This window comes from Vibrio coralliilyticus, assembly GCF_024449095.1.
Classification (GTDB): domain Bacteria; phylum Pseudomonadota; class Gammaproteobacteria; order Enterobacterales; family Vibrionaceae; genus Vibrio; species Vibrio coralliilyticus_A.
The window spans coordinates 215,579-239,029 of record NZ_CP024627.1; the positions used below are offsets into that span (position 1 = coordinate 215,579).

Here is a 23,451-nt window from a genome sequence, read left to right on the forward strand (position 1 = left end):
CTTTCTGTTTCGAAATGAATAAACTATGGATTAGCTTGATTGAATAAATTGAGTGATATAAGACAGGTAAACGATTGCTCTAGGCAATAAACATAAGAATGGGTTTCAGCTCATCAAAATCGGTTTAGGTGGCACTAGGCGCTACCATGTTTAGGAAATAAAGAGGGTAATTAATATATGGCGACAATGAAGGATGTTGCTCAGCTGGCCGGTGTTTCAACTGCAACAGTATCGCGTGCTCTAATGAACCCGGAAAAAGTATCTTCAGCCACAAGGAAGCGGGTCGAAGATGCAGTTTTAGAAGCCGGATATTCACCAAATTCTCTGGCGCGCAACCTGCGCCGAAATGAGTCCAAAACCATTATTGCTATCATCCCAGATATTTGTGATCCCTACTACACAGAGATTATTCGCGGGATAGAAGATGCAGCAATGGAGCATGGGTACATAGTACTGCTAGGAGATAGTGGTCAGCAGAAAAAACGAGAAAGTTCTTTTGTTAACCTTGTCTTTACTAAGCAGGCAGATGGTATGTTGCTGCTTGGTACGGATCTGCCATTTGACGTCAGCAAACCAGAGCAGAAAAACTTGCCACCTATGGTGATGGCGTGTGAATTTGCTCCAGAGTTGGAATTGCCGACGGTTCACATTGACAACCTGACATCGGCATTTGAAGCAGTGAACTATCTGACACAAATGGGGCATAAACGTATTGCCCAGATTTCTGGGCCGGACTCAGCTGTATTGTGTCAATTCCGTTTCCAAGGTTACCAGCAAGCACTGCGTCGAGCGGGGATCACGATGAACCCCAACTACACTATCTACGGTGATTTCTCGTTTGAAGATGGCGCAAAAGCAGTGAGACAGCTTCTATCTCTACCTGAGCCTCCAACTGCTATTTTCTGTCACAACGATGCAATGGCCATTGGTGCGATTCAGGAAGCGAAGAAATTAGGCTTACGAGTACCACAAGATCTTTCAGTCGTTGGCTTCGATGATATTCAATTTGCTCAGTACTGCGATCCTCCGCTGACCACCATTTCTCAGCCGCGCTACGAAATTGGCCGTCAAGCGATGTTGATGATGTTGGAGTTGTTGCGAGGACATGATGTTCGAGCAGGTTCAAGATTGTTGGAAACTCAGTTAGTGGTCAGAGAAAGTGCCGCTCCACCGCGAGTCATCTGAGGATAGCTTTCCCCTCAGCGGTGCATTTTGATGCGCCGCTTCCATTTCCCCTCTGTAATCAGGGCGCAAACTGCATTACCATAGCCAAAGAGGTAATAGACATTGATGTACAGCAGTGGCAAATAGAGATTATGTAAAGCGCGGTCGTGGTAACAGCGGGCGCAAACCCGTGCGTAAAAAGTCGGCTCCCAAAAGAAAGCCATGGCGAAGCGGGTTACTGGCAATTTTGCTGGTAGGAGGGTTTGGCTACGGACTTTATACATTGAACAATGACCCTGAGCCCCCCCAGCCTGTTGTGCAACAAACCAAGCCGAAACCTAAACCAAAGGCTGATAAGGTGTTACCACCTCCTCCGGAAGAAAAGTGGGACTACGTTGAATCCCTTCCCAGTCGTGAGATTGAAGTCACAGCCAAGGAGCAGGTGGTGTCCGAGATCCCTTATATCATGCAGTGTGGGGCGTACACCAATGCTTCTCAGGCCGAAGCGCGTAAGCTCGATATTGCTTTTCAGGGGATCAACAGCAAGGTCCGCAAGAAAGAGGGCAGCAAATGGTATCGTGTGGTGTTAGGGCCATATAAGTTCAAGCGTGATGCAGAACGAGATAAGCACAAACTTCAGCGTGCTAAGATTGAACCTTGTGCGATCTGGAAAGACAGTCAGTAGATAAATGAAGCGAGCCAATTGGCTCGCTTTCTTGTATCGAGCCTAAGTTCGCTAGAGATTTTGTTCTACGTGCTTGTAGCAATATCTTGATGCTCATTGCTTCCTTTAAGCGTGGTTCCTTAGCACCGACTGCCCTTGAATTCCCTTTAAGCTAACCTCATATATCTTCTAACACTAAGATGAAAACTATTATGAGGCCCTACTCGTGACTACCATTGTATCTGTACGTCGTAACAACAAAGTCGTCATCGCTGGTGATGGACAAGTATCTTTGGGTAACACAGTAATGAAGGGTAATGCGCGCAAAGTGCGCCGCCTGTACAACAACAAAGTGCTTGCTGGCTTTGCTGGTGGTACAGCGGATGCCTTCACGCTGTTTGAAAAGTTTGAAAGCAAGCTGCAGATGCATCAAGGCCATTTGACGAAAGCGGCGGTAGAGTTGGCCAAAGACTGGCGTAGTGACCGTGCGTTGCGCAAATTAGAAGCGCTATTGGCTGTGGCGGATGAGACTGCCTCTTTGATCATCACAGGTAATGGTGATGTGGTTCAGCCTGAAAATGATCTGATTGCGATTGGTTCAGGCGGTAATTTTGCTCAAGCTGCAGCGACCGCATTACTAGAGAACACCGAACTGGATGCGCGTGATATTGCTGAAAAATCATTGAAAATTGCCGGTGATATTTGTGTGTTTACTAATCATCACCACACTATCGAAGAACTAGAAATTCCAGCTCTATTAAGTGCTGAATAACCCAAGATAGTGGCTACTACAATTTAAGGAATTTGATTATGTCTGAAATGACTCCTCGCGAAATTGTGCATGAACTGAACCGCCATATTATCGGTCAAGATAATGCGAAACGCTCTGTAGCAATTGCACTACGTAATCGCTGGCGTCGTATGCAGCTAGAAGAAAGCTTGCGTGCCGAAGTTACCCCGAAAAATATTTTGATGATTGGTCCTACGGGTGTGGGTAAAACGGAAATCGCTCGCCGTCTTGCAAAGTTGGCGAACGCGCCATTTATCAAGGTGGAAGCGACCAAATTTACTGAAGTAGGTTACGTTGGTAAAGAGGTCGAGACTATCATTCGTGATCTGACGGATGTTGCCATCAAGATGACGCATCAGCAAGCAATGGAAAAAGTAAAATTCCGTGCTGAAGAACAAGCTGAAGAACGTGTTCTTGATGCGCTTTTACCACCCGCACGAGATGCATGGGGGCAAAACGAGCAACAGGACGAAAGTGCTTCAAATACACGTCAAATTTTCCGCAAGAAGCTACGTGAAGGCAAGCTAGACGACAAAGAGATCGAAATCGATGTGGCAGCTCCGCAGATGGGGGTTGAGATCATGGCGCCTCCTGGTATGGAAGAGATGACCAACCAACTGCAGGGTATGTTCCAAAACCTAGCGGGTGACACCAAGAAGAAGCGTAAACTGAAAATTAAAGATGCCTTCAAGGCGCTCACAGAAGAAGAAGCTGCGAAGCTTGTGAACCAAGAGGAGCTAAAAGAGCAGGCGATCTTTAATGTTGAAAACAACGGTATCGTATTTATCGATGAAATAGACAAGATCTGTAAGCGCGGTGAAAGCTCTGGCCCAGATGTGTCTCGCGAAGGTGTTCAGCGTGATTTACTGCCGCTTATTGAAGGCAGTACGGTCTCAACCAAGCATGGTATGGTAAAAACTGATCACATTTTGTTTGTTACGTCTGGCGCATTCCAAGTGGCAAAACCATCAGATCTTATCCCTGAATTACAAGGTCGCTTGCCAATTCGTGTTGAACTAGAAGCGCTCTCAAGCAATGACTTCAAACGTATTCTGACAGAGCCTAAAGCATCGTTGACAGAGCAGTACATTGCTCTGATGAAAACTGAAGATGTGGATATCGAATTTACCGAGGATGGTATTACTCAAATTGCTGAAGCGGCGTGGACGGTTAACGAAACCACGGAAAACATTGGCGCTCGTCGCCTGCATACGGTGATGGAACGCTTGATGGATGAGATCTCGTTTGAAGCAACGGATAAATCCGGCTCGAAATTGACGATAGACTCTGACTATGTAAAAGCCAAACTGGGCAATACAGTCGAAGATGAAGATCTGAGTCGTTTTATTCTTTAGCTTCGCTTAGATAGTAATAAGCCCGCTCCATTGAGCGCAACGTAGTTCACTTAAGAGGAGCTGCGTAGCGATTAACAGGGTATCGGGTCTTTGATATTTTTACCGCCCTAGGCCGATTTGGCTTAGGGCGTTTGTCTATAAAGAGGATAGATAAATCTCCTCGAAGGCTCTTTAAGCGTTTCGGCGTGTTACCTAAAGACTCCGCTTTACTCATCATTTTGAGCTGGCTGGCTATAAATTGGCAAGCGTACTTAAAGCTGATTTCATTAGGTAAGCGTCCGTGTTCAACGGCAGCTTGACTAGCCTCTCGTCTCACCAAGTTATAACCAAGTAATAACCCCCACAGCTCTTGATAGACGAGTTCGACTGTTTTGCTTCTCAACACTAAAGCGTTGTGTTGCATTGAGCTCTTGATGTCACGATAACCTAATTCGATTTCCCATCTTTCATGATAAAGCTCTGCCACAGATTGAGCGTCATACAGCTCTCTAGGAAGCGAGGTAAACACCGTTTTGGATTTACCTTGAACCTCATAACTGACGGCTCTGACTGTCCATTTTTCTGGAAGACGAGGATTCTTTTTACGAGCTTGCGGTGAGACCTTCATCTCCACAAGCATGTCACTGCTTTCTTTATCATCCAGTAGAGTATATTTGACTCCTTTCCTTGCAGGGAGAAGCCAGTGTCTATTTATTCCACTGTTTTGCAGAGAAAGGAGTAAATCTGCACCATAAAAACCTTTATCCAGTAACGTCACTGAGTTGTCTGGTAGAGCGTTGATGAAAGGCATCGCTAGAGGAATTTCACCTCGGCGATACGGGCTTATCGCCGCATCAACGATGACATGAGAGCGAACATTCATCATAGTCACAACTCTCAATACTGGATGAGGTGTTTGTCTGTTGCTAGACGTATTTCCAGAGCCAAAATGTTCCCTCAATTCTGGTGTGTCAGCCGTTCTAAAAAGAGCGCCATCGACAGCAAAAACTTGTAAGCCTTGCCATGTATCATCAGGGTATCGCTCAAGTCCCCACGTTTTCCCACATTGCTTAAACAGCCATTCGGGTGCTGCTTTGCCTAAGCGTTGTCTTGCTTGGGTTAAGGCGCTCTTTGCCAATAGCTCTTCATCAGCCAAACCGTCAGCACAGACATTCATTCTTCGAGCGACTTCGGCAATGGGTTCATTGCGGAAAAAAGCCATACCCACAATCAGCCACAACACCATATCGCTCGGTAATCGGCGTCGACGGATAGTCGCTTTATCGGACAGTGAGGCTGCTTTAGCTACCCACGCATCGGGAATGTGTTCAGAAAAGGTGGTGAGTTGGGCAACATCAACAGGGTTTTCTTCAAGGAAATCGGCAAAGAAGTGTTGAATAGACATAAAAAATCGGAAACCTATAAACAGATTTCCGATTGTCTCTCATCATAAGGATCGGTCAACCGATCCTTATCTGATCTACATTGGCTCCATTGAGCGGGCTTATTTTATCACCTAAGAACTCAGTTGTTTAAATCATAAAGATAAAGATCACTGCGAGGGCAGAGATCAAGCCTGCAAATGCGTAACAAGCGATTTTTCCGACCAAACCGGTATGGAATTTAAGGTCGTGCATACCATGATGAACACGGTGCATTGCATGCCACATTGGTAGCGCGAGTGTACCAATGATAAATAGAGCGCCAATGATGCTTGTGGCAAAATCAACCACTCGCTCATAGCTTAGGGCTTCTGCATTGATGATGCCTAATGGAGCAAGTACACCAAGAACCAGAATCGTCACTGGTGTAATCATGGCAAACCAAGTACCGCCAGCGCCAAACAGTCCCCACCAAATTGGTTCATCAGAACGCTTAGGAGCTCTATCTACAGAAAAATTAGGTTTCATAGTCATAGCTCCTTAAACGATTACTAGCACAATCAGAGAAATAAATGCCACGGCTGCCCATTGAGTAAGCACAATGATTTTCTTATCCACTGGCTTACCTTTTAAGCGAATCGGCATTACCTGTGGCATCATGCTGAAGAACGTTTGAGCATGCAGTAGGCTACCCGCAAGCGCAACGATGTTAATCGTGACTACAAGTGGATTGGCCATAAACTCAATCCAACCTTGCCATGCTTCTGGCCCTTTTACTAAGCAACCTAAACCGAAAGTTAGGAAGAGCGTAAAGAGGATCAGAGGCAGTACCGTTGCTTCACGCAGCATGTAGAAGCGGTAAAATGGATGATCTTTCCACCAAGTTCGTTTTACCTCGCGAACGTAAGGTTTACGGTTACTCATCTTACGCCTCCTGTGTAGTCTTTGTTGGTGTGCCATCAGGCTTGAACATTGAGATCACGAAGTCCATAGAAGACTCGACCTTACCTTGGTTTACTGCAGCTGCAGGGTCTACATTCTTCGGACAAACTTCAGAACAGTAACCCACAAAGGTACAGCCCCAAGCACCGTTCTCGCCATTAATGAGTGACATACGCTCATCTTTACCGTTGTCACGGCTGTCTAGGTTGTAACGATGGGCAAGAGTCAGTGCCGCTGGGCCTATGAACTCTGGGTTTAGGCCAAATTGCGGACACGCAGCGTAACAAAGACCACAGTTGATGCAACCAGCGAACTGCTTGTACTTGGCCATTTGCTCTGGCGTTTGTAGGTTAGTGCCGTCTTCAGGTTTACGATCGTTACCTATGATGTAAGGCTTGATGGCTTCAAGGCGCTCAATGAATGGTGTCATGTCGACAATCAAGTCTTTCTCGATTGGGAAGTTTGCTAATGGCTCGATCTTCACGCCGTTTGGGTAATCGCGCAGGAAGCTTTTGCAAGCAAGTTTTGGTACGCCGTTAACCATGATGCCGCATGAACCACAGATCGCCATACGACAAGACCAACGGTAAGACAGATCTTTATCTAGGTTATCTTTGATGTAGCCAAGTGCATCAAGGGTCGACATAGTTTCATCGAATGGCACTTCAAAGGTCTGGAAATGCGGTTCTGCGTCTTTCTCTGGGTCATAACGCAGAATCTCTACTTTTTGGATGCGATTTGCTGACATTATGCTTGCTCCTCTGCGTTCTTCTGTGCCGCTTTTGCTGCTTCTTCAGCGGCTGCTTTCTCAGCAGCTTCACCGTATAGACGAGCTTTAGGCTGTGACTTAGTGATAGTCACCTTGCTGTAGTCGATAGTTGGCGCTGCATCTGGTTGGAAGAAAGCCAGCGAGTGTTTGAGGAACTCTACGTCATCACGTTCAGTACAGCCATCATCTAGACGCTGATGGGCACCACGAGACTCTTTACGCAGGATCGCAGAGTGAACCATTGCTTCTGCGACTTCTAGGCCGTAACCGACTTCGATAGCGTACAGAAGGTCAGTGTTGAACACTTTGCCTTTGTCTTTGATGCTGATACGCTTGTAACGCTCTTTCAACTCCGTGATTTTGTCTATGGTGGCTTGCATCAAATCTTCTTGGCGGTAGATACCACAGCCCGCTTCCATGGTATGACCCATTTCAGTGCGGATATCTGCCCAGTTTTCATCGCCTTCTTGGTTCATTAGTGCTGCGATACGCTGCTCAACGTCTTTGACTTGAGCTGCAATAGACTCTTCGTTCCAGCCCTTGAATTCTGCTGCACGCTTCACAGCTTGTTCACCAGCAACACGGCCGAATACCACGAACTCAGCCAGTGAGTTAGAACCTAGACGGTTAGCGCCGTGAAGACCAACAGAAGCACATTCACCTACCGCGAATAGACCTTTAATGCGCGTTTCACATTCGCCGTTCGTTTCAATACCACCCATGGTGTAGTGTACCGTTGGACGAATTGGAATCGGCTCTTTCGCAGGGTCAACGTTAACGTATGCTTTCGCTAGCTCACAGATAAACGGTAGACGCTCTTGCAGGTACTCTTCACCAAGGTGGCGAAGGTCTAGATGAACCACATCACCTAGAGGGTGTTTAATGGTGTTGCCTTTCTGCTGTTCGTGCCAGAAAGCCTGAGAAACCTTGTCGCGAGGACCGAGTTCCATGTATTTGTTCTTTGGCTGGCCAACTGGAGTTTCAGGGCCCATACCGTAATCTTGTAGGTAACGGTAGCCGTTCTTGTTAACGATGATACCGCCTTCACCACGACAGCCTTCAGTCATCAGAATACCTGTTCCTGGAAGACCAGTTGGATGGTACTGAACGAATTCCATATCACGTAGAGGTACGCCATGACGGTAAGCCATTGCCATGCCATCACCGGTTACGATACCGCCGTTAGTATTACAGTGATAAACACGACCTGCGCCACCTGTTGCTAAAACAACAGACTTAGCTTTAATCGTAACGAGTTCACCTTCTGACATGTGAATGGCGATAAGACCTTGCACTTCACCTTCATCGACAAGAAGATCCACCACAAAGTACTCATCAAAACGTTTGATATTGTCGTACTTCATTGATGTCTGGAATAGGGTGTGAAGCATGTGGAAGCCAGTTTTATCTGCCGCGAACCATGTACGCTCAACCTTCATACCACCAAAGCGGCGTACGTTGACTTCCCCGTTTTCTTTACGACTCCATGGGCAGCCCCATTGCTCCATTTGGATCATTTCGCGAGTCGCGTTTTCTACAAAATATTCGACAACGTCCTGTTCACATAGCCAGTCACCACCACCAACGGTGTCGTTGAAGTGATTGTCTAGGCTATCTTCATCCTTGATAACTGCTGCTGAGCCACCCTCTGCTGCGACTGTGTGAGAACGCATTGGATAAACTTTAGAAATCAGTGCGACTTCTAAATCAGGGTTTGCTTCAGCTGCTGCAATAGCAGTGCGAAGACCAGCGCCGCCAGCGCCGATGACTGCGATATCTGTGATGATAGTTTGCACAGTTATCCTCCAGTGTGAAATTGCGGAGTGTTCCGCTTGTTATCATAAAATGAGGGAATTCCCCCAAAAGTGGTAGGGGTAGTGTAGAAGAGTATCGTTATGGAAAAGTTGATGTATTTAGGTTTTTTCCCCAGTAATGCATATGAGAGCATAGAAAATACAGGTTATGTGATTACTATCACGGCAAACCTATTTTAGCTCTAAGTCTCTGCAGAACCCGCTGTTACGGGTATGTTGCGAGTGAGATTTGTTATTAATTTCATCAATGTTAATGCTGGGGAATTATTTCTTGTAGTACGTTATTTTAACGCTTCAGACTAAGAGCTGTTCATTTGCAATTTGAGTGAAAGATGATAGTTTGCGCCACAATACATCGTCACGAGAGAAGAGCTATGCAGGCAGATTGGCAACCCACGGCAAGCATTGAACGGTTAAGGCAACGCGCGGATTTGATTGGGCAGATACGTCAGTTTTTTAAGGATAAAAACGTCCTTGAGGTTGATACACCCGCGATGAGTCATGCAACAGTGACAGATATTCATTTGCACACGTTTCAAACCAAATTTGTTGGCCCTGGCTATTCTCAAGGTAAGAATCTCTATCTAATGACCAGCCCAGAGTTTCATATGAAGCGTTTGCTAGCTGCAGGAAGTGGCTGTATCTACCAGATCTGTAAATCTTTTCGCAATGAAGAAAATGGCCGATATCACAACCCTGAGTTCACCATGCTTGAGTGGTATCGGATTGGCTTTGATCACCATCAGTTGATGGATGAGATGGATGAGCTACTGCAACTGATTCTGAAGGTTGGAGCCGCAGATCGTATGACCTATCAGCAGGCGTTTCTACAAGTGCTAAGTGTGTGTCCTTTAGAGGGAACGATGGAAGAGCTTAAGATGACTGCTGATAAACTCGGGCTCAGTGATATTGCCCAACCTGAGCAAGACAGGGACACCTTGCTACAGCTATTGTTTAGTATTGGTGTTGAGCCTGAAATTGGTCAGCAAGTTCCTGCCTTTGTGTACGATTTTCCTGCCTCACAAGCGGCATTGGCAAAGATAAACGGCCAAGACAGCCGTGTTGCCGATCGCTTTGAAGTGTATTTTAAAGAAATAGAGTTAGCAAATGGCTTCCATGAACTGGATAGGGCCGAAGAGCAGCTTAAACGCTTTGAGTTAGATAACGTTAAACGACAACAAATGGGCCTAACCACACAACCCATTGACCATTATTTGATTAAGGCATTAGAAGCAGGCTTACCACGATGCGCAGGAGTAGCATTAGGTGTCGATCGTCTAGTTATGCTGGCAACCAATAATGATCATATTGATAAGGTAACCGCATTCCCTTTCCCTAGAGCGTAAGAGGAAAAGGCTGGCATCACTGCCAGCCTTCGCCAATTCTACTCAACGGAGCTAGGTCGTTGATACCATTGAGAACGAACGTCTGTTTTCTCAAATAGGTTGTATTGTTTCTTCAGCATTTGCCCGCCATCTCGGGTAATTGGCTCCCAAGAGATGTCAGCGCGACTGGTACTTGGCTTAATCGTCATAATGTCCAGAGGAATCGAAATATAGAAGCCTTTGTTATAGCTTCCTTCGCCATACTCTTCTGCTGTCAGATCGGTAAAGGTCGCGTATGCACCGACGATAACTCCAGAATTAAATTGCTTAGAAAAATCGAAGCGCGCTCCCATATCACCTCCCAAGAACTTGCCTGCACTGACTTTGAAAAGTGTACCAGTGAGGAAATCCCAGTTTGGCATATAGTAGCCGGTCACATGTCCCGTTGTCCCTTTACTTAACACATATGCTTGGCAGGAAGGGATCGGATCACTACAGCTTGCCTCATCATAAAAGAAATAATCTTCGCTGTATGTGCCAAACCATGAATCGGGATCACGTTGGCTCACTAAGTTGGCATCAAAGCCTAGCGCCCAGTTTGTGTTCATCGGCCTATATAGGATCTCACCACCTACACCTGCGAACATCATTTCGAGATAGCCTGCGTACATCTGGGTATAAACTTGCTCGAATGGCTGCTCAAACCATGTGAGCTGGAGGTGGTCAAGCCTGACAGGATTATCATGTACGTAGGCGCGGAACATGGTTCGAACTCTCGGTGTCGAGTAGTTCCTTACATGCGGAGAGTTTTCAACGTAGTTAAACTTGTCGTAGTTATCGATTAAGTTGAAGATAATAGAACCGCCGAACTCGAGGTTATCCATTAGCTTGTAGCTTGAGTTGGCGCTGATGCCTAAACTGTACAAGTAGAAAGACTCAGGGCCTCCGATGCTTTGTTTTAGCACTGGCTCTAAGCCATAATCCCAACGCTCCTTATTTTCTTCAGCAGGTGCATTGGCAATATTATTGCTAGGCTCTAATTCTTCAAAACTGTCTTTGACCTTTGCTTCAGTTGATAAGTAATTCGCCGCAGTGAGGTATTTCTGTTTATCGATGGTGGTTTCTTTAAGGTTCATACCATCTTGTTGTTCAACGACTTTAAATACACGAATCAAGTCGTTTGAGTGGTTAGACAAAATTGCTGCGGTTCGGTCAAGCGCTTCTTCTCTGTCGCGGTACTTCTTCTGCTGGCCTTTGACGATGATGGTATCGCCATCAAGCGTAACAGAGTTTTGCTCAAAGCCTGCGTTTGACTCAATCTGTTTTGCTGCCGATTGCCAATCTGGATTAGGGGTATCAGTGTTATTGATTGCTTGTCTAGGCTCATCACGCCATGTTGCTTTCATCTCATTGAAGTTGGTGTAGAGATTAATCCCAAAAGTGATGGTATCGCCACGTTGATAGCTGACTTTGGCGTCCCCCCAATCTCCTAAACGATAGTTAACCCCTATATTCCACGGAGTATGTTGAGGCAGAGGCTTACCAGCGCGAACAACAGGGTAGTCCTGGGTATAATCATTACCGTCGTATTCCAGCTTTAAACGAAGTGGCGCGTAAGGCGTTTGATACTCCAAACCGCCAAATATCGCCGCAGGGCCTTTAAACCAGCGCTCATAATCGACACTACCACCGGTACCTTTAAAGTCACTGTCACGATTACAGTACTCATCGCTTGCTTTACAGAAAGGGTTGGTCACATTGCCGCGTTGGCCTAGGTAGCCCCAGCCAAGCCCTAGGGTGATGTCTACACTGCCAAAGCGTTTTGTGGCGGCAACAAATTCACCGTCAAATAGCCCTGTTCCGCCAAAATCACGAACCCCAACTGACGTCTCAGGTAGCCAGAACCCCTCTTGCCAAAGGCGGACTTTGAAGTCGATTCCTTTATCAGTATATAAATTATCTCCACTATAGGCAGGATCGCTGCTAAACAATAGATCGGGTACCCGTGTGTAGCGGACGGTAGACTCGAGCCAGCTCATCAACTGAATTGATGCTGTATATTGTTGGTAGTCATCGTTAATGCTGACACCTATGTTGAACTCACCTTCTTCAGCCATGCGTCCAGAAGGCATTTGCATTAGCCCGACGCCACCAAAATCCGTTTGAGAGACTTTGAGATTATCACTTGCTTGACTGATGGAAACGAAACCAAGGGAAAGAAATAGCGCTGTGATTGGATTAAGTTTCATTAGTAATTTCTTCTCCAGGCAATCAGAGAGACGATCTCTTGCTCAAGTTGAGAGAGTTCTTTGGATGGATTGTTAAACCCTAGGAAGATGCTAGAGCCTGGAGGCAGAGGTGTTTTTTCATCGTTCCAGTAAGCGAAACCGACTTGTTTGTAGTGACCGTCTGGGTAAATCACCCAAGCATGACTATTATTTGCGCTGGAAAGTACTTTGGATGTTGATAAGTAATCTTTCACTGTCCAATCGGGTTTTACTTCAGACATCGTCGGACTGAAAAACAGTCCTTCTAGGGTGATAGTTGTCGGCCGCTCTGGGTATTCGAATTGATAGTGGCCAGTTAGCATAGGGTTGGCAGAAGGAGTGAGACGAACGAAGTCGAGATCCAATGAGAGGTTTTCTCGATAACCTACCTGCCAAGTCTTAACTTGCTCGCGTAAAATACCTAGACTTTCATACAGTTCGGCTTCTTGTTGTTTGAGTTTATCAATCAGATTCAGTGCCGATTGTTTTTTGTTGTTGGCAACTCTTTGTTTATCCAAGTTGAATAGAGCGTTATTGATCGGATAGCTAAAAGGAGTATTTCTCTGACTATGCTCTATGGTGTCAGCGAGGGCTCTTTCTAAACGAATCGGAGCAGTATAATCCATCACGATTTGCTCACTGGGAAGTTCAACAGTGACGTTAGCGGCAATAGCGTTTGCGAAAGAACTCAAAGTTAATAAAAATATAAAACCACGTGTCATTAAGTTCATCCTTGATATGGCTTGAGTACTTCTTGTTCGATAAAAAGCTGGTCTGGAATGACCCATTGAGCCGACTTTAGTACATGGCCCTTATCGTTTACCCAAAAGGTGCTTTGCATGTTTTTGCCTAGCTTTTCAAATGAAATGTACTCTTGCCAAATCTTAACTTGTTGAGACCACAGTACCGAGTTTAATTGAGTCGTAGCAACGGATTCTGTCATAATTTTGGCATGATGATTATAGTGGTAACCTGGTTGCCAATCATAAACTGCATCCCAAGTATACTGAGGCGTTTTAAAGTGGGTCATTTCTTTGGAAGGAATTGTACCCCTTAGGTTTGCGTCTGGAAGGTTATATGTTTTAACGATACGCCCTTCTTCGGTCACAATCATCGCTTTATCACTGGATAACCACTTATACTGAGTTTTTCCTGTGTTGGGGTTATTTTCAACGAATGCAAGCACCATGAAAATTTGTGGCCCATCATTGATTTTAAAATAGCTGCTGGCGTAAGGGATGTTTTCTATCGACTCTTTATCTAAATTCACGTCTTCAAATCCCCAAAAGGCCTCTTTAAGGGTCTCGTTAGTATCAGAGAAGCGTTGGGTACAGCCGCTTAAGAATAGGATTAAAGTCGCGATAAATAGAGCAAGTATTTTATTGGACATTATGAAAGCTCAGGCCTTAATATTGCAAAAAAACACCCTTAGCAAAACTAAGGGTGTTTGTGACTAGTAGCACTAATTTAGTTTGTGCCGTCAGTACCATCATTATCTGATGCAGCAACCGCAACCGCAGCAACAGTAACAGCTGCGCCTACCGCGACGGCCGTCGTGGTTGCTACGCCAGCAGCTGCAGTAGACGCAGCTGCAGTAGAGCCAGCTGCTGTACCACCAGCGGTAGAGCCACCTGCAGTACTCGCCGCGGTACTTTCCTCAGCGAAAGCCCCAGCAGAAGCACATAGCGCCACTAACATGGTTAGAGCAATTTTTTTCATTGAGTATCCCTTTGTAAATTTACAAATTAACATCGATGTTGGAGCAAATTTCACCTGCTCCAATTCTGATTCTATTTCACTTTATTATATCTGTAAAAATTAAAATAACTTTAATGCAAGACGATCACAGTATGGTGGATTGCTTAATCTAAATCGGCCTTTATAATGAATTCATTTTTAGGCAATTCACACTACATTATTTGTGCTTTATAGGTGAATTAGAAAATTAAAGTAGGACACATGCCAAGGATTGAGAGGTTCAGCTTATCGATAGTACTTATACCTATTCTGTTAATAAGTAGTAATAGTTATTCTTCTCCTTGGATCGAAGCAAATGACCCTTTTTTAAGGTCATCCATGACGGCTTTAAGTGATGCAAGCAAACTTAGTGGTGTAACAAGTAATTTTCCTTTGCGTTGGTCTTCCGTGGCAGGAAGTGACGCTCTTGTCACTGTCAATAATCATCTTGGTACTGAACTTGAGCATTTCAAATACGCTCTGAATACGGCTAAGCTCAACCGAGGTAATCGTCGTTTTGTGATGTCTGGAGGGAATTCGGATCTGGACAATGGTTGGTTTTCTGATGTTAGCCGTGACAAATGCACGGTGGAGGCAAGTTATGAGCACCTCACTGATAGTTATGCGTTTAGGCTGAATTCTTCATACCGAGAAAATGATGAGAGCAAAGAAACTTCATTTACGGACAGTTATATCGCCTTGAATGCTGGCCACACACTATTTGATGTAGGAATGCTTCCTAGGTGGTGGGGGCACGGCTGGAATCATAGTCTCATTTTAACTACATCAGGAAAAGATTTAGATGCTGGCTTGAGCTGGATCGGAGAGAATCCGCTATTGGGTGTTTGGAATCTAAACGTTGTGACGTCAAAGTTAGACAAACTTGATTATGATTACAGAGCCTCATTAAGGTATGCGAGTAAATTAAATAGTTGGTTCGAACTTGGCTTGACTCAGCATTATTGGTTTGAGGCAAACAAGCAGCAAGCTTTGAAGAGCCAAAAGCAAGTCGCTGTTGATGTAAAGTTGACCTTACCGGAAATATATAGTGTGCAGCATGGACTGTATACAGAAATGTCTTCAGCTCAAAAAGATAACGGATTAGGTGCGTATCTAGTGGGTTGGAGCGGACACAAGTCGATATTTGATAGCTCATTACGTATAGTGGCTGAATATCAATTAATGTCTTCAGAGGAGAGTCAGTCCATTATTAGTGATGGGATTGACGATTATCTGCAGTCTAGCTATTTGAATAAGGCTAGCTGGTCATTGAGTAGTTATTTACAGCTTGTTAATGACCATCAAATTTCTGCTATTATTTCGACAAAAAAGTTATTGAATGATAACAACGAAAAGCAGGAACAATATCAGTTGGCTTATCAGCTCCCTGCACTCAAAGGAAAAATTAAGCTTAACATTGATTACATCAATAAAAGTACCACTGCCAGTGAAACGGTATTTGGTTCGAAGTATGAGTTTAGGTTTTGATTGGCGTTACTAATGTCAGAGAAGAGAGTATTACATAAATTAATGAGTAGCAGAACGTTGAAGTTAAATATAAACATAAATATGTTGGCCATCCCAATGCTCCTAAGTGCGAGTATTCATGCTGCAACGCCAACTCAGGCACAGATTAATCAGTTCCAGTCTCTTTCTAAGGCTCAACAAGAGCAGCTTGCGCGACAAATGGGAGTCGATCTTTCTAGTATAAACTCTCTTGATAGCGCATCTTTAAGCACAGATACAGCGCCCCCTGAAGTAAAAAAACCAGAAAGAGCGACTGATGCGTCAGACAGAGGGACCAAGACTGCTCGTGGAAAAAGCAAAGAAGTAATGGCTTCAGAGCTACCTTATTTTGGTTACGATGTGTTCTCTGGTGTTTCGCTAGACTTTACACCTGTCGATCATTTACCAGTGCCTCATGACTATATCATCGCGCCAGGAGATGAAGTTCGTATTCAATTATTTGGCAAATCGTTTAGTGACTTAAAGTTGAAAATTGATCGCGAAGGGAAGCTCAATATACCTGAATATGGGCCGGAGTATGTGGCTGGTCAGACGTTTAGTGAGTTAAAAAATTACGTAGCGTCTCTTATTCAGCGCAAATCGATTGGTGTTGAAGCGGTTGTATCTTTAAGTGCAATGCGCACTATGCAAGTCTTTGTTACTGGTGATGTCAAGCAGCCAGGAGCCTACAATGTCAATGGTTTAACGACGTTATCACAAGCTTTGATTGCGGCTGGTGGGATCAAATTATCCGGTAGTCTTAGAAGCATTAAAGTAAAACGGCTAGGTAAAACAGTAGTAACCTTCGATGCCTACGATTTGATTGTCAATGGTGACTCTAGCCAAGATGTTCGTTTACAAGCAGGAGATACCATCCTTGTCCCTGCGAAAAAATCTGATGTGGTGATTAAAGGAGAAGTGCTTCGTCCCGCTCATTACGAGCTTGGCAAGGATAATAATATCAATGATTTAATTGATATTGCTGGTGGCGCTTTACCTAGTGCGTACTTGTCAAAAGCTAACGTTAAAAGACGAAATGCAAATGGTATTGAGCAGCTAACATTGGACCTGTCATCACCTCATGGAAAGAACTTTAAGCTACAAGCCGGTGACGAAGTGTCTTTGTTACCTACTGGGGATAACTTGGATAATGCGATAGCATTGCGTGGTGAGTTGTTTCGTCAAGGGGCGTACCAATTCAAAAATGGACTGCAGATCAGTGATGTGATTGGCTTCGAGGATTTGAAAGAAAATGCCGATCTGACTTATGCGCTACTGGTTAGAGAAGAGCCTAAAAGTCGTGATATTAGCGTGTGGCAATTTAACTTAGGTGAAGTGCTAACTTCACCAAGTACGAGCGAAAATTACTCTCTTCAAAAAGGCGACCAGTTATTTGTATTTGATAATGGCCTAAACGTTGACTATTGGTATCGAGAGCAGAAATCGACCAGCTCAAAGAGAGCGAAAGAGCTGAGTGAACACGTCAGTGGGAATAATACAGAAAACTCAGTAACGGAATCCAAAAGTGTTGCGACATTAGATTCTGCGACAGGAGCGCTAATAGAGAAAGAGCGGCAAAAGGAACTCGATATTGCTGACGCTGATAAATTTGCGGAAGCGGATGATTTCCGACTTTCTAGTCGAGAATCATTGTTAAAACCGATAATTGAAAGGCTGAAAGCTCAAGCAAATCTCTCTGAGCAGGCAAAGATTATTGAAGTGACTGGCGCAGTAAAATACCCCGGTGTTTATCCATTAACAGAGAATGCCAGTTTTGAAAAACTTATTAGTGCAGCCGGTGGTTTTGCTGAGCAAGCATTTCTCTACAGCGCAGAGTTAAGTCGTTCGGAGAAGGTTAAACAAGACTTTGTGGTTCAACACTACTCTTTTTCTCCTCAGGAAATATTGAGTGGTCAAGAGAAACTCGATATTCAAGCTCAAGATCATATTGTGATCAAGACTCAGCCCAATTGGCAGCGCGGTAACGCTATCGAATTACAAGGTGAAGTGGTTTTTCCAGGAATTTACACATTCCAGCGTGGTGAAACTATCCAAGATCTCATCGAGCGTGCCGGTGGGCTGACCCAGTTTGCCTATGCGCAAGGGGCGGTGTTTAGTCGTGAGAGTTTACGTCGCCAAGAAGCAGAACGTTTAAAGCTACTCAATCTACAATTAAAACAGGAGATTGGTAATTTAGCGCTACGCCGACAGAATTCAAGTGCTACTTATACTACGAGTCCTACTGAAGCGATGGCTATTGCCGATGAGCTTGCCTCCGCAGAGGCCATTGGTCGCTTAGTGATTGATTTACCCGAAGCGCTCTCAGGAGAACCGAACGCTGACATTATGGTCGAGAAAGGGGACAAGCTATATATTCCTGCTCGGCAGCCCATTGTCAGTGTGATGGGGGAAGTTCAGTTTTCTTCTAACCACACCTTTACTCCAGGGATGACGATCGAAGACTATATTTCCTCTGCTGGTGGAACGAAAAAACAAGCGGATACAGACCGAATCTATGTTGTGCGTGCTGATGGCTCCGTTATGTTACCCAACAACTCATTTTGGTTTAGTCGTCAGTCGATGCCTTTAGAGCCTGGCGATACGATTATTGTGCCGCTCGATACGGATTACCTAGATGGCTTAAGCACCTTAACTTCAGCAACACAGATCCTTTACCAAATTGGTGTGGCTTGGAGTGCAATAAAAGACTAGTGGTATAAGAAGCCCTCGATTGTTAGAGGGCTTCATATTATAAGAAGAGACTATGAACAAACCTATTATTCATGATAACCATTTTACGCATGTGCAAGACTTTTCAGTAGCCAAAGATGAAATTGATTTGAGAGAATTATGTTTGGCGATATGGAAGGGAAAATGGATCATTTTCTGTACGACTGCATTGTTTGCGATAGGCGGTGTGCTATTTGCTTTATCTCAACCTAACACTTATCAAGCGTCAGCCACCTTAGTTGCTGCTAACGATGAAAAAAGTGGTGGCCTTGCGGCTATGGCCAGCCAATTTGGTGGGCTAGCGTCATTGGCTGGTATTAATGTGAATAGCGGAAAAACGGACGATAAGTCTTTGTCTTTAGCTACATTGGAATCGCGTAAGTTTATCAATGCCTTTATTGACAAGTATGCATTACTACCGATTTTGATGGCAACGCAATCTTGGGATAAAGAGAATAATAAGTTGGTACTTGACCCAGAGCTTTATGATGGCACCCGTTGGTTAAATGATCCTGATAATTCTGAACTATCACTAGAACCCACCGCTTGGCAAGCTTATAAAGCATTTAAAGAACTCTTAAATGTATCTGAAGCAAAAGACACAGGAATTGTCACTGTCAGTATCACTCATTTATCACCTTTTGTTGCTCAGCAATGGACTCAATGGTTGGTGAAGGAGCTGAATTTATGGATGAAAGAAGAATCTTTAACGGAAACTAATCGCAATATTGAGTATCTAGAACAACAATTAGAACGAACTAAAGTGGTAGATATGCAGAATGTGTTTTATCAATTGATTGAGGAACAAACTAAGACACTCATGCTAGCAGAAGTGAAAGATGAATATGCATTTAAAGTGATTGATCCTCCTGTAGTACCAGAAGAAAAAAACGGGCCCAAACGAGCATTGATATGCGTATTAGCGACGTTGCTGGGAGGGATGTTGGGAGTTGCTATTGTATTGGTTCGTTATGCATTTCGTCGAGAGAATGACTAGCTAATTAACTATCAAACTTAAGGTGTTCTCGCCTTAAGTTCTTATCCTCGCTATACTCCCAAACTGAATTTGAGTCCAGAGCTGCTTATATTTAGGCCGCTCTACAATTTAAGAGCACAGGACATGCAAGAATATATCGCATTTTTTCAAGAGAACATGATACTTTCTCTAGTATGGGTGGGCCTTTTGGTTGCCTTAATCATGAATATCGTAAAATCCACAACGGCGGCATATAAAGAAGTGACGGCCTCTCAAACGACACAACTTATGAATCGTGAAAATGGTGTTGTGGTTGATATTCGTAGTAAAGACGAGTTCCGTAAGGGGCATATTACTGATGCAGTTCACATTTTACCTTCTGACATTAAAGCAGGTAATTTAGGTAGTCTTGAAAACCATAAATCTAACCCAATTATTGTGGTATGCAAAACGGGCCAAACAGCACAAGAGAGTGCTAATCTCCTAGCAAAAGCTGGCTTTGAAAATGTTAGTTTGCTGAAGAATGGTTTGATCGCCTGGAATGAAGCGAATTTGCCTCTGGTAAAAGGCAAGAAGTAAATGGCATGAATTTTACGAAAGCGCTGAATAAAAAATCAGCGCTTATTAGAGAGAGATGTGAACAATTCCACGAATTGTTTGGAAAACCTAGTCACAATCAACTCTCTCAGTTAGTCTCCAAGCAGACGACTTGATCTATTAAAGGATTTTAAAATGGCTGAAGCAGCACCCCAACAAGAAGCGCAAAATTTCGCAATCCAACGTATTTTCTTAAAAGACGTCTCTTTTGAAGCGCCTAACTCACCAAATATGTTCCAGAAAGAGTGGAATCCTGACGTGAAATTGGACTTAGACACCCAGAGCCGTGAGCTAGGTGAAGGTGTGTACGAAGTGGTTTTACGTCTAACCGTGACGGTTAAAAACGAAGAAGAAACAGCATTTCTATGTGAAGTACAACAAGGTGGTATCTTCACAGCGGACAAGATGGAAGCAGGCCAGCTTGCGCATTGTCTAGGTGCGTTCTGCCCTAATATTCTATTCCCATATGCTCGTGAGACGATTTCTAGCTTAGTGGTTAAAGGTACGTTCCCACAACTTAACCTAGCACCAGTTAACTTTGATGCTCTGTTTATGAACTACCTACAGCAGCAAGCTCAGCAAGAAGGTACAGCGGAAGCTTAATTGTTTCATCGCTATTTCTTAAAGAAATGCACAGAGCATCGAGGGATGTGCTGTGCATTTTTTATTTATTGCTGATAATAGTGCCTTACACTGAAATCATTCCAAGTTCCACATATTAGATACGATCAGGCGGATTAATGACGGACTCAGACATTCAAAACAGCTATGGTAAAGAGATAGCAATGACAGTGCTTGGCGCGGGTTCCTATGGTACTTCTCTAGCTATTTCACTCGCGAGAAATGGTGCGAATGTGGTGATTTGGGGGCATGACCCTGAGCATATGGCGCGCTTGGAATCTGATAGAGCTAATCACGAATTTTTACCGGCGATTGATTTTCCTGACTCACTGATTATTGAATCAGATCTAGAAAAGGCTGTACAGGCAAGTCGTGACCTATTGGTTGTCGTACCCAGCCATGTTTTTGGTATTGTACTGAATAATGTTAAGCCTTACCTAAGGCCGGACTCCAGAATTTGTTGGGCAACCAAAGGGCTTGAGCCTGAAACAGGTCGATTGTTGAAAGAAGTTGCAGTTGAAGCTTTAGGAGAAAACCACCCAATGGCGGTTTTGTCAGGGCCGACCTTTGCGAAAGAGCTAGCGATGGGAATGCCAACAGCAATCTCTGTGGCTTCTCCTGATAAAGGTTTTGTTTCTGATCTGCAGGAGAAAATTCATTGCAGTAAGACCTTTCGAGTATATGCCAACAGCGATTTCACCGGTATGCAGTTGGGTGGTGCGGTGAAGAATGTGATTGCTATAGGGGCTGGAATGTCCGATGGCATTGGTTTTGGTGCGAATGCACGTACGGCATTAATTACCCGTGGTCTTGCGGAAATGACGCGTCTTGGCGCTGCATTAGGCGCGCAGCCAGAGACCTTCATGGGTATGGCAGGACTTGGCGATTTGGTTTTGACTTGCACAGATAATCAATCACGTAACCGCCGTTTCGGGCTCGCTCTAGGACAAGGTAAAGATGTCGATACGGCGCAGGAAGAGATTGGCCAAGTTGTTGAAGGCTACCGCAACACAAAAGAGGTTTGGTTGCTGTCTCAGAGAATGGGCGTGGAGATGCCGATTGTTGACCAAATTTATCAAGTATTGTATCAAGGAAAAGATGCTCACTTGGCAGCAAAAGATTTGCTTGCTCGAGATAAGAAATCAGAGGCGTAAACGCTGATAGAAATGGAAAGCGATAAGCACTTAAGCCGGCTTAGGTGAAGGGTTGATAAATGAAACATTGTGAAAAACAGAAAGTCTGGCAAGCCATTGTCCGTGAAGCTCGAGAGCTGTCAGAGCAGGAGCCGATGCTCGCAAGCTTCTACCATGCGACGATCATTAAGCATGAGAGCTTAGCTGCTGCTCTAAGCTATATTTTGGCGAACAAGCTGAACACAGCTTCGATGCCAGCGATGGCTGTTCGTGAAGTCGTAGAAGAAGCTTTTAACGCTGATCACTCGATCACGGAGGCCGCTGCTTGTGATATCTGTGCAACAGTGAATCGAGACCCTGCGGTTTCCATGTATTCAATGCCTCTTTTATACCTCAAAGGCTATCATGCCCTGCAAGGCTATCGTGTAGCAAACTGGCTATGGAGCCAGGGGCGCATTGCTTTGGCGACTTACTTGCAAAATCAAATTTCAGTTGCATGCCAAGTTGATATTCATCCTGCTGCGAAAATTGGCCAAGGCATCATGCTGGATCACGCAACCGGCATAGTGATTGGTGAAACGGCTGTGGTTGAAAATGACGTGTCGATCTTGCAAGACGTGACGTTGGGCGGTACGGGGAAAGAGTGCGGTGATCGTCACCCAAAAATCCGAGAAGGCGTAATGATCGGAGCCGGAGCTAAGATTTTGGGTAATATTGAAGTCGGTGAGGGTGCTAAAATTGGGTCTTGCTCAGTGGTACTGCAAGCTGTCCCTGCTCATACGACTGTGGCTGGAGTACCAGCTAAGATCGTTGGTCGACCCAAGACAGATAAGCCATCATTGGATATGGATCAACAATTCAATGGGCGCTCGCAGAGTTTTATTGGTGGCGATGGTATTTAAGAAGGTTCTTTCTTAAAAGAAAAAGGGTTGAAGCTTTGGCTTCAACCCTTTTTTGTCTCTTTAACCTAGAGAGCTTAGTTCCGCGAGCACTTCTTCTGCCCACTCAATCCATGCTTGGCGCACCAAGAGATTACGGCGAAGCGTTAAACGTTCTAAGCGTTGCTGTTTATCCAGCGTTGCAGGTGTTGAGTAATATGCGTTTTCAATTTCCTGATAGTGAGCGACTAACTTGCGTGATTCTTCAACAAGTTCTGCAAGTTGTTCACGATAAGGCGCTGAAGGCTGAACAGCACAAGCCATCAGCTTCGCAGAGAATTCATCACGAACGGTTGGGTGTGCTGTGGGTTGATCAAACCATTCACCTAATGCAACACGACCGGAGTCGGTAATAGAATATACTTTTCGGTCTGGCTTGCCTTCTTGAGGCTCTAAAACACAGGTAACCAACTCGTTTTGAGCCATTTTATTTAGCTCACGATAAACTTGTTGGTGGCTGGCTTTCCAGAAGTAGCCAATAGTGGCCGAGAATTCTTTGGTGATATCATATCCAGTTGCGTCGCGCGTGCTTAGAACTGTCAGGATAACGTGTGGTAATGACATGTCTTCAATCCAAATGGTCAAATAACTACTAACAACTGCTTAGTTACTGTCGTGCTTCTTTGGCACTTATCATCAGTGAATGTATTTAAGCAGCGCCAACAAAGTTGGCCATGTCACCTTAAAAAAGCCGTTTTATCACCTAGAGCGATATGTAGATGTTGTTGTGTATCGCAAGGGAGCAACATTATATCTAAATAA

22 protein-coding genes are annotated in these 23,451 nt (G+C 44.5%); 12 read left to right on the forward strand and 10 right to left on the reverse strand.

Annotated features, from left to right (window positions below; all coding sequences use genetic code 11):
- Positions 1–177: 177 nt before the first annotated feature.
- The 4 genes from cytR to hslU all read left to right on the forward strand — a co-directional run bounded on the left by cytR (position 178) and on the right by hslU (position 3,973).
- Positions 178–1,185 (forward strand): DNA-binding transcriptional regulator CytR, encoded by a 1,008-nt coding sequence (cytR, locus tag CTT30_RS01005; protein WP_239837977.1) that lies wholly within the window; start codon positions 178–180, stop codon positions 1,183–1,185.
- A gap of 115 nt (positions 1,186–1,300) precedes the next feature.
- Positions 1,301–1,849 (forward strand): SPOR domain-containing protein, encoded by a 549-nt coding sequence (locus CTT30_RS01010; protein ID WP_252035804.1) that lies wholly within the window; start codon positions 1,301–1,303, stop codon positions 1,847–1,849.
- A gap of 205 nt (positions 1,850–2,054) precedes the next feature.
- The gene (hslV, locus tag CTT30_RS01015; protein WP_239837981.1) at positions 2,055–2,600 is read left to right on the forward strand and encodes an ATP-dependent protease subunit HslV; all 546 of its coding nucleotides are present in this window, start codon (positions 2,055–2,057) and stop codon (positions 2,598–2,600) included.
- A gap of 38 nt (positions 2,601–2,638) precedes the next feature.
- Positions 2,639–3,973 carry an ATP-dependent protease ATPase subunit HslU gene (gene hslU / locus CTT30_RS01020; protein WP_239866972.1) on the forward strand — a complete coding sequence of 445 codons (1,335 nt, stop codon included), beginning with the start codon at positions 2,639–2,641 and terminating at the stop codon, positions 3,971–3,973.
- A gap of 46 nt (positions 3,974–4,019) precedes the next feature.
- On the opposite strand, the gene CTT30_RS01025 is transcribed toward hslU, so the two are convergent.
- From CTT30_RS01025 to frdA, 5 genes are all read right to left on the reverse strand, one after another.
- Positions 4,020–5,357, reverse strand: a complete 1,338-nt coding sequence (locus CTT30_RS01025; RefSeq protein WP_252046617.1) for an IS4 family transposase — start codon at positions 5,355–5,357, stop codon at positions 4,020–4,022.
- 127 nt (positions 5,358–5,484) lie between these two features.
- Positions 5,485–5,862, reverse strand: coding sequence for a fumarate reductase subunit FrdD (frdD, locus tag CTT30_RS01030; protein ID WP_239866970.1), 378 nt, complete (start codon positions 5,860–5,862; stop codon positions 5,485–5,487).
- A gap of 12 nt (positions 5,863–5,874) precedes the next feature.
- Positions 5,875–6,258, reverse strand: a complete 384-nt coding sequence (frdC, locus tag CTT30_RS01035; RefSeq protein ID WP_252035808.1) for a fumarate reductase subunit FrdC — start codon at positions 6,256–6,258, stop codon at positions 5,875–5,877.
- 1 nt (position 6,259) lies between these two features.
- Positions 6,260–7,024 (reverse strand): succinate dehydrogenase/fumarate reductase iron-sulfur subunit, encoded by a 765-nt coding sequence (locus tag CTT30_RS01040; RefSeq protein ID WP_239866966.1) that lies wholly within the window; start codon positions 7,022–7,024, stop codon positions 6,260–6,262.
- Positions 7,024–8,841 carry a fumarate reductase (quinol) flavoprotein subunit gene (frdA, locus tag CTT30_RS01045; protein WP_239866964.1) on the reverse strand — a complete coding sequence of 606 codons (1,818 nt, stop codon included), beginning with the start codon at positions 8,839–8,841 and terminating at the stop codon, positions 7,024–7,026. The genes CTT30_RS01040 and frdA overlap by 1 nt, the downstream gene beginning before the upstream one ends.
- Before the next feature lie 392 nt (positions 8,842–9,233).
- Here frdA and epmA point away from each other — a divergent pair, with 392 nt between their 5' ends.
- Positions 9,234–10,205: an elongation factor P--(R)-beta-lysine ligase gene (epmA, locus tag CTT30_RS01050; protein ID WP_252035810.1), complete on the forward strand. Its 972-nt coding sequence runs from the start codon at positions 9,234–9,236 to the stop codon at positions 10,203–10,205.
- Positions 10,206–10,243: 38 nt separating this feature from the next.
- Here the strand turns inward: epmA and CTT30_RS01055 are convergent, their stop codons facing one another.
- The 4 genes from CTT30_RS01055 to CTT30_RS01070 form a co-directional block, all read right to left on the reverse strand.
- Positions 10,244–12,433: a YjbH domain-containing protein gene (locus CTT30_RS01055; protein ID WP_252035812.1), complete on the reverse strand. Its 2,190-nt coding sequence runs from the start codon at positions 12,431–12,433 to the stop codon at positions 10,244–10,246.
- Complete coding sequence (locus tag CTT30_RS01060; protein WP_252035814.1) at positions 12,433–13,173, reverse strand: capsule biosynthesis GfcC family protein; 741 nt, start codon at positions 13,171–13,173, stop codon at positions 12,433–12,435. The genes CTT30_RS01055 and CTT30_RS01060 overlap by 1 nt, the downstream gene beginning before the upstream one ends.
- 5 nt (positions 13,174–13,178) lie before the next feature.
- A complete protein-coding gene (locus CTT30_RS01065; protein WP_252035816.1) occupies positions 13,179–13,841 on the reverse strand; it encodes a YjbF family lipoprotein in 663 nt (220 codons plus the stop codon).
- A gap of 77 nt (positions 13,842–13,918) precedes the next feature.
- Positions 13,919–14,170 carry a hypothetical protein gene (locus CTT30_RS01070; RefSeq protein ID WP_252035818.1) on the reverse strand — a complete coding sequence of 84 codons (252 nt, stop codon included), beginning with the start codon at positions 14,168–14,170 and terminating at the stop codon, positions 13,919–13,921.
- Between the two features lie 357 nt (positions 14,171–14,527).
- Between CTT30_RS01070 and CTT30_RS01075 the strand changes: the two genes are divergently transcribed.
- The 7 genes from CTT30_RS01075 to cysE all read left to right on the forward strand — a co-directional run bounded on the left by CTT30_RS01075 (position 14,528) and on the right by cysE (position 22,653).
- Positions 14,528–15,676 carry a capsule assembly Wzi family protein gene (locus CTT30_RS01075; protein WP_252035820.1) on the forward strand — a complete coding sequence of 383 codons (1,149 nt, stop codon included), beginning with the start codon at positions 14,528–14,530 and terminating at the stop codon, positions 15,674–15,676.
- 96 nt (positions 15,677–15,772) lie between these two features.
- On the forward strand, positions 15,773–18,406 hold the full coding sequence (locus CTT30_RS01080; protein WP_252035821.1) for a polysaccharide biosynthesis/export family protein: 2,634 nt from the start codon (positions 15,773–15,775) through the stop codon (positions 18,404–18,406).
- 52 nt (positions 18,407–18,458) lie between these two features.
- A complete protein-coding gene (locus CTT30_RS01085) occupies positions 18,459–19,421 on the forward strand; it encodes a Wzz/FepE/Etk N-terminal domain-containing protein (protein ID WP_239876207.1) in 963 nt (320 codons plus the stop codon).
- A gap of 123 nt (positions 19,422–19,544) precedes the next feature.
- Positions 19,545–19,979 (forward strand): rhodanese-like domain-containing protein, encoded by a 435-nt coding sequence (locus CTT30_RS01090; protein WP_239837999.1) that lies wholly within the window; start codon positions 19,545–19,547, stop codon positions 19,977–19,979.
- Between the two features lie 153 nt (positions 19,980–20,132).
- Positions 20,133–20,600, forward strand: a complete 468-nt coding sequence (gene secB, locus CTT30_RS01095) for a protein-export chaperone SecB (protein ID WP_239838000.1) — start codon at positions 20,133–20,135, stop codon at positions 20,598–20,600.
- A gap of 137 nt (positions 20,601–20,737) precedes the next feature.
- Positions 20,738–21,772, forward strand: a complete 1,035-nt coding sequence (gpsA, locus tag CTT30_RS01100; RefSeq protein ID WP_239876209.1) for an NAD(P)H-dependent glycerol-3-phosphate dehydrogenase — start codon at positions 20,738–20,740, stop codon at positions 21,770–21,772.
- A gap of 59 nt (positions 21,773–21,831) precedes the next feature.
- Positions 21,832–22,653 (forward strand): serine O-acetyltransferase, encoded by an 822-nt coding sequence (gene cysE, locus CTT30_RS01105; protein WP_239866957.1) that lies wholly within the window; start codon positions 21,832–21,834, stop codon positions 22,651–22,653.
- A 60-nt stretch (positions 22,654–22,713) separates the two neighbouring features.
- Here the strand turns inward: cysE and CTT30_RS01110 are convergent, their stop codons facing one another.
- Positions 22,714–23,253 (reverse strand): PadR family transcriptional regulator, encoded by a 540-nt coding sequence (locus CTT30_RS01110; RefSeq protein ID WP_239838003.1) that lies wholly within the window; start codon positions 23,251–23,253, stop codon positions 22,714–22,716.
- Positions 23,254–23,451: the final 198 nt, after the last annotated feature.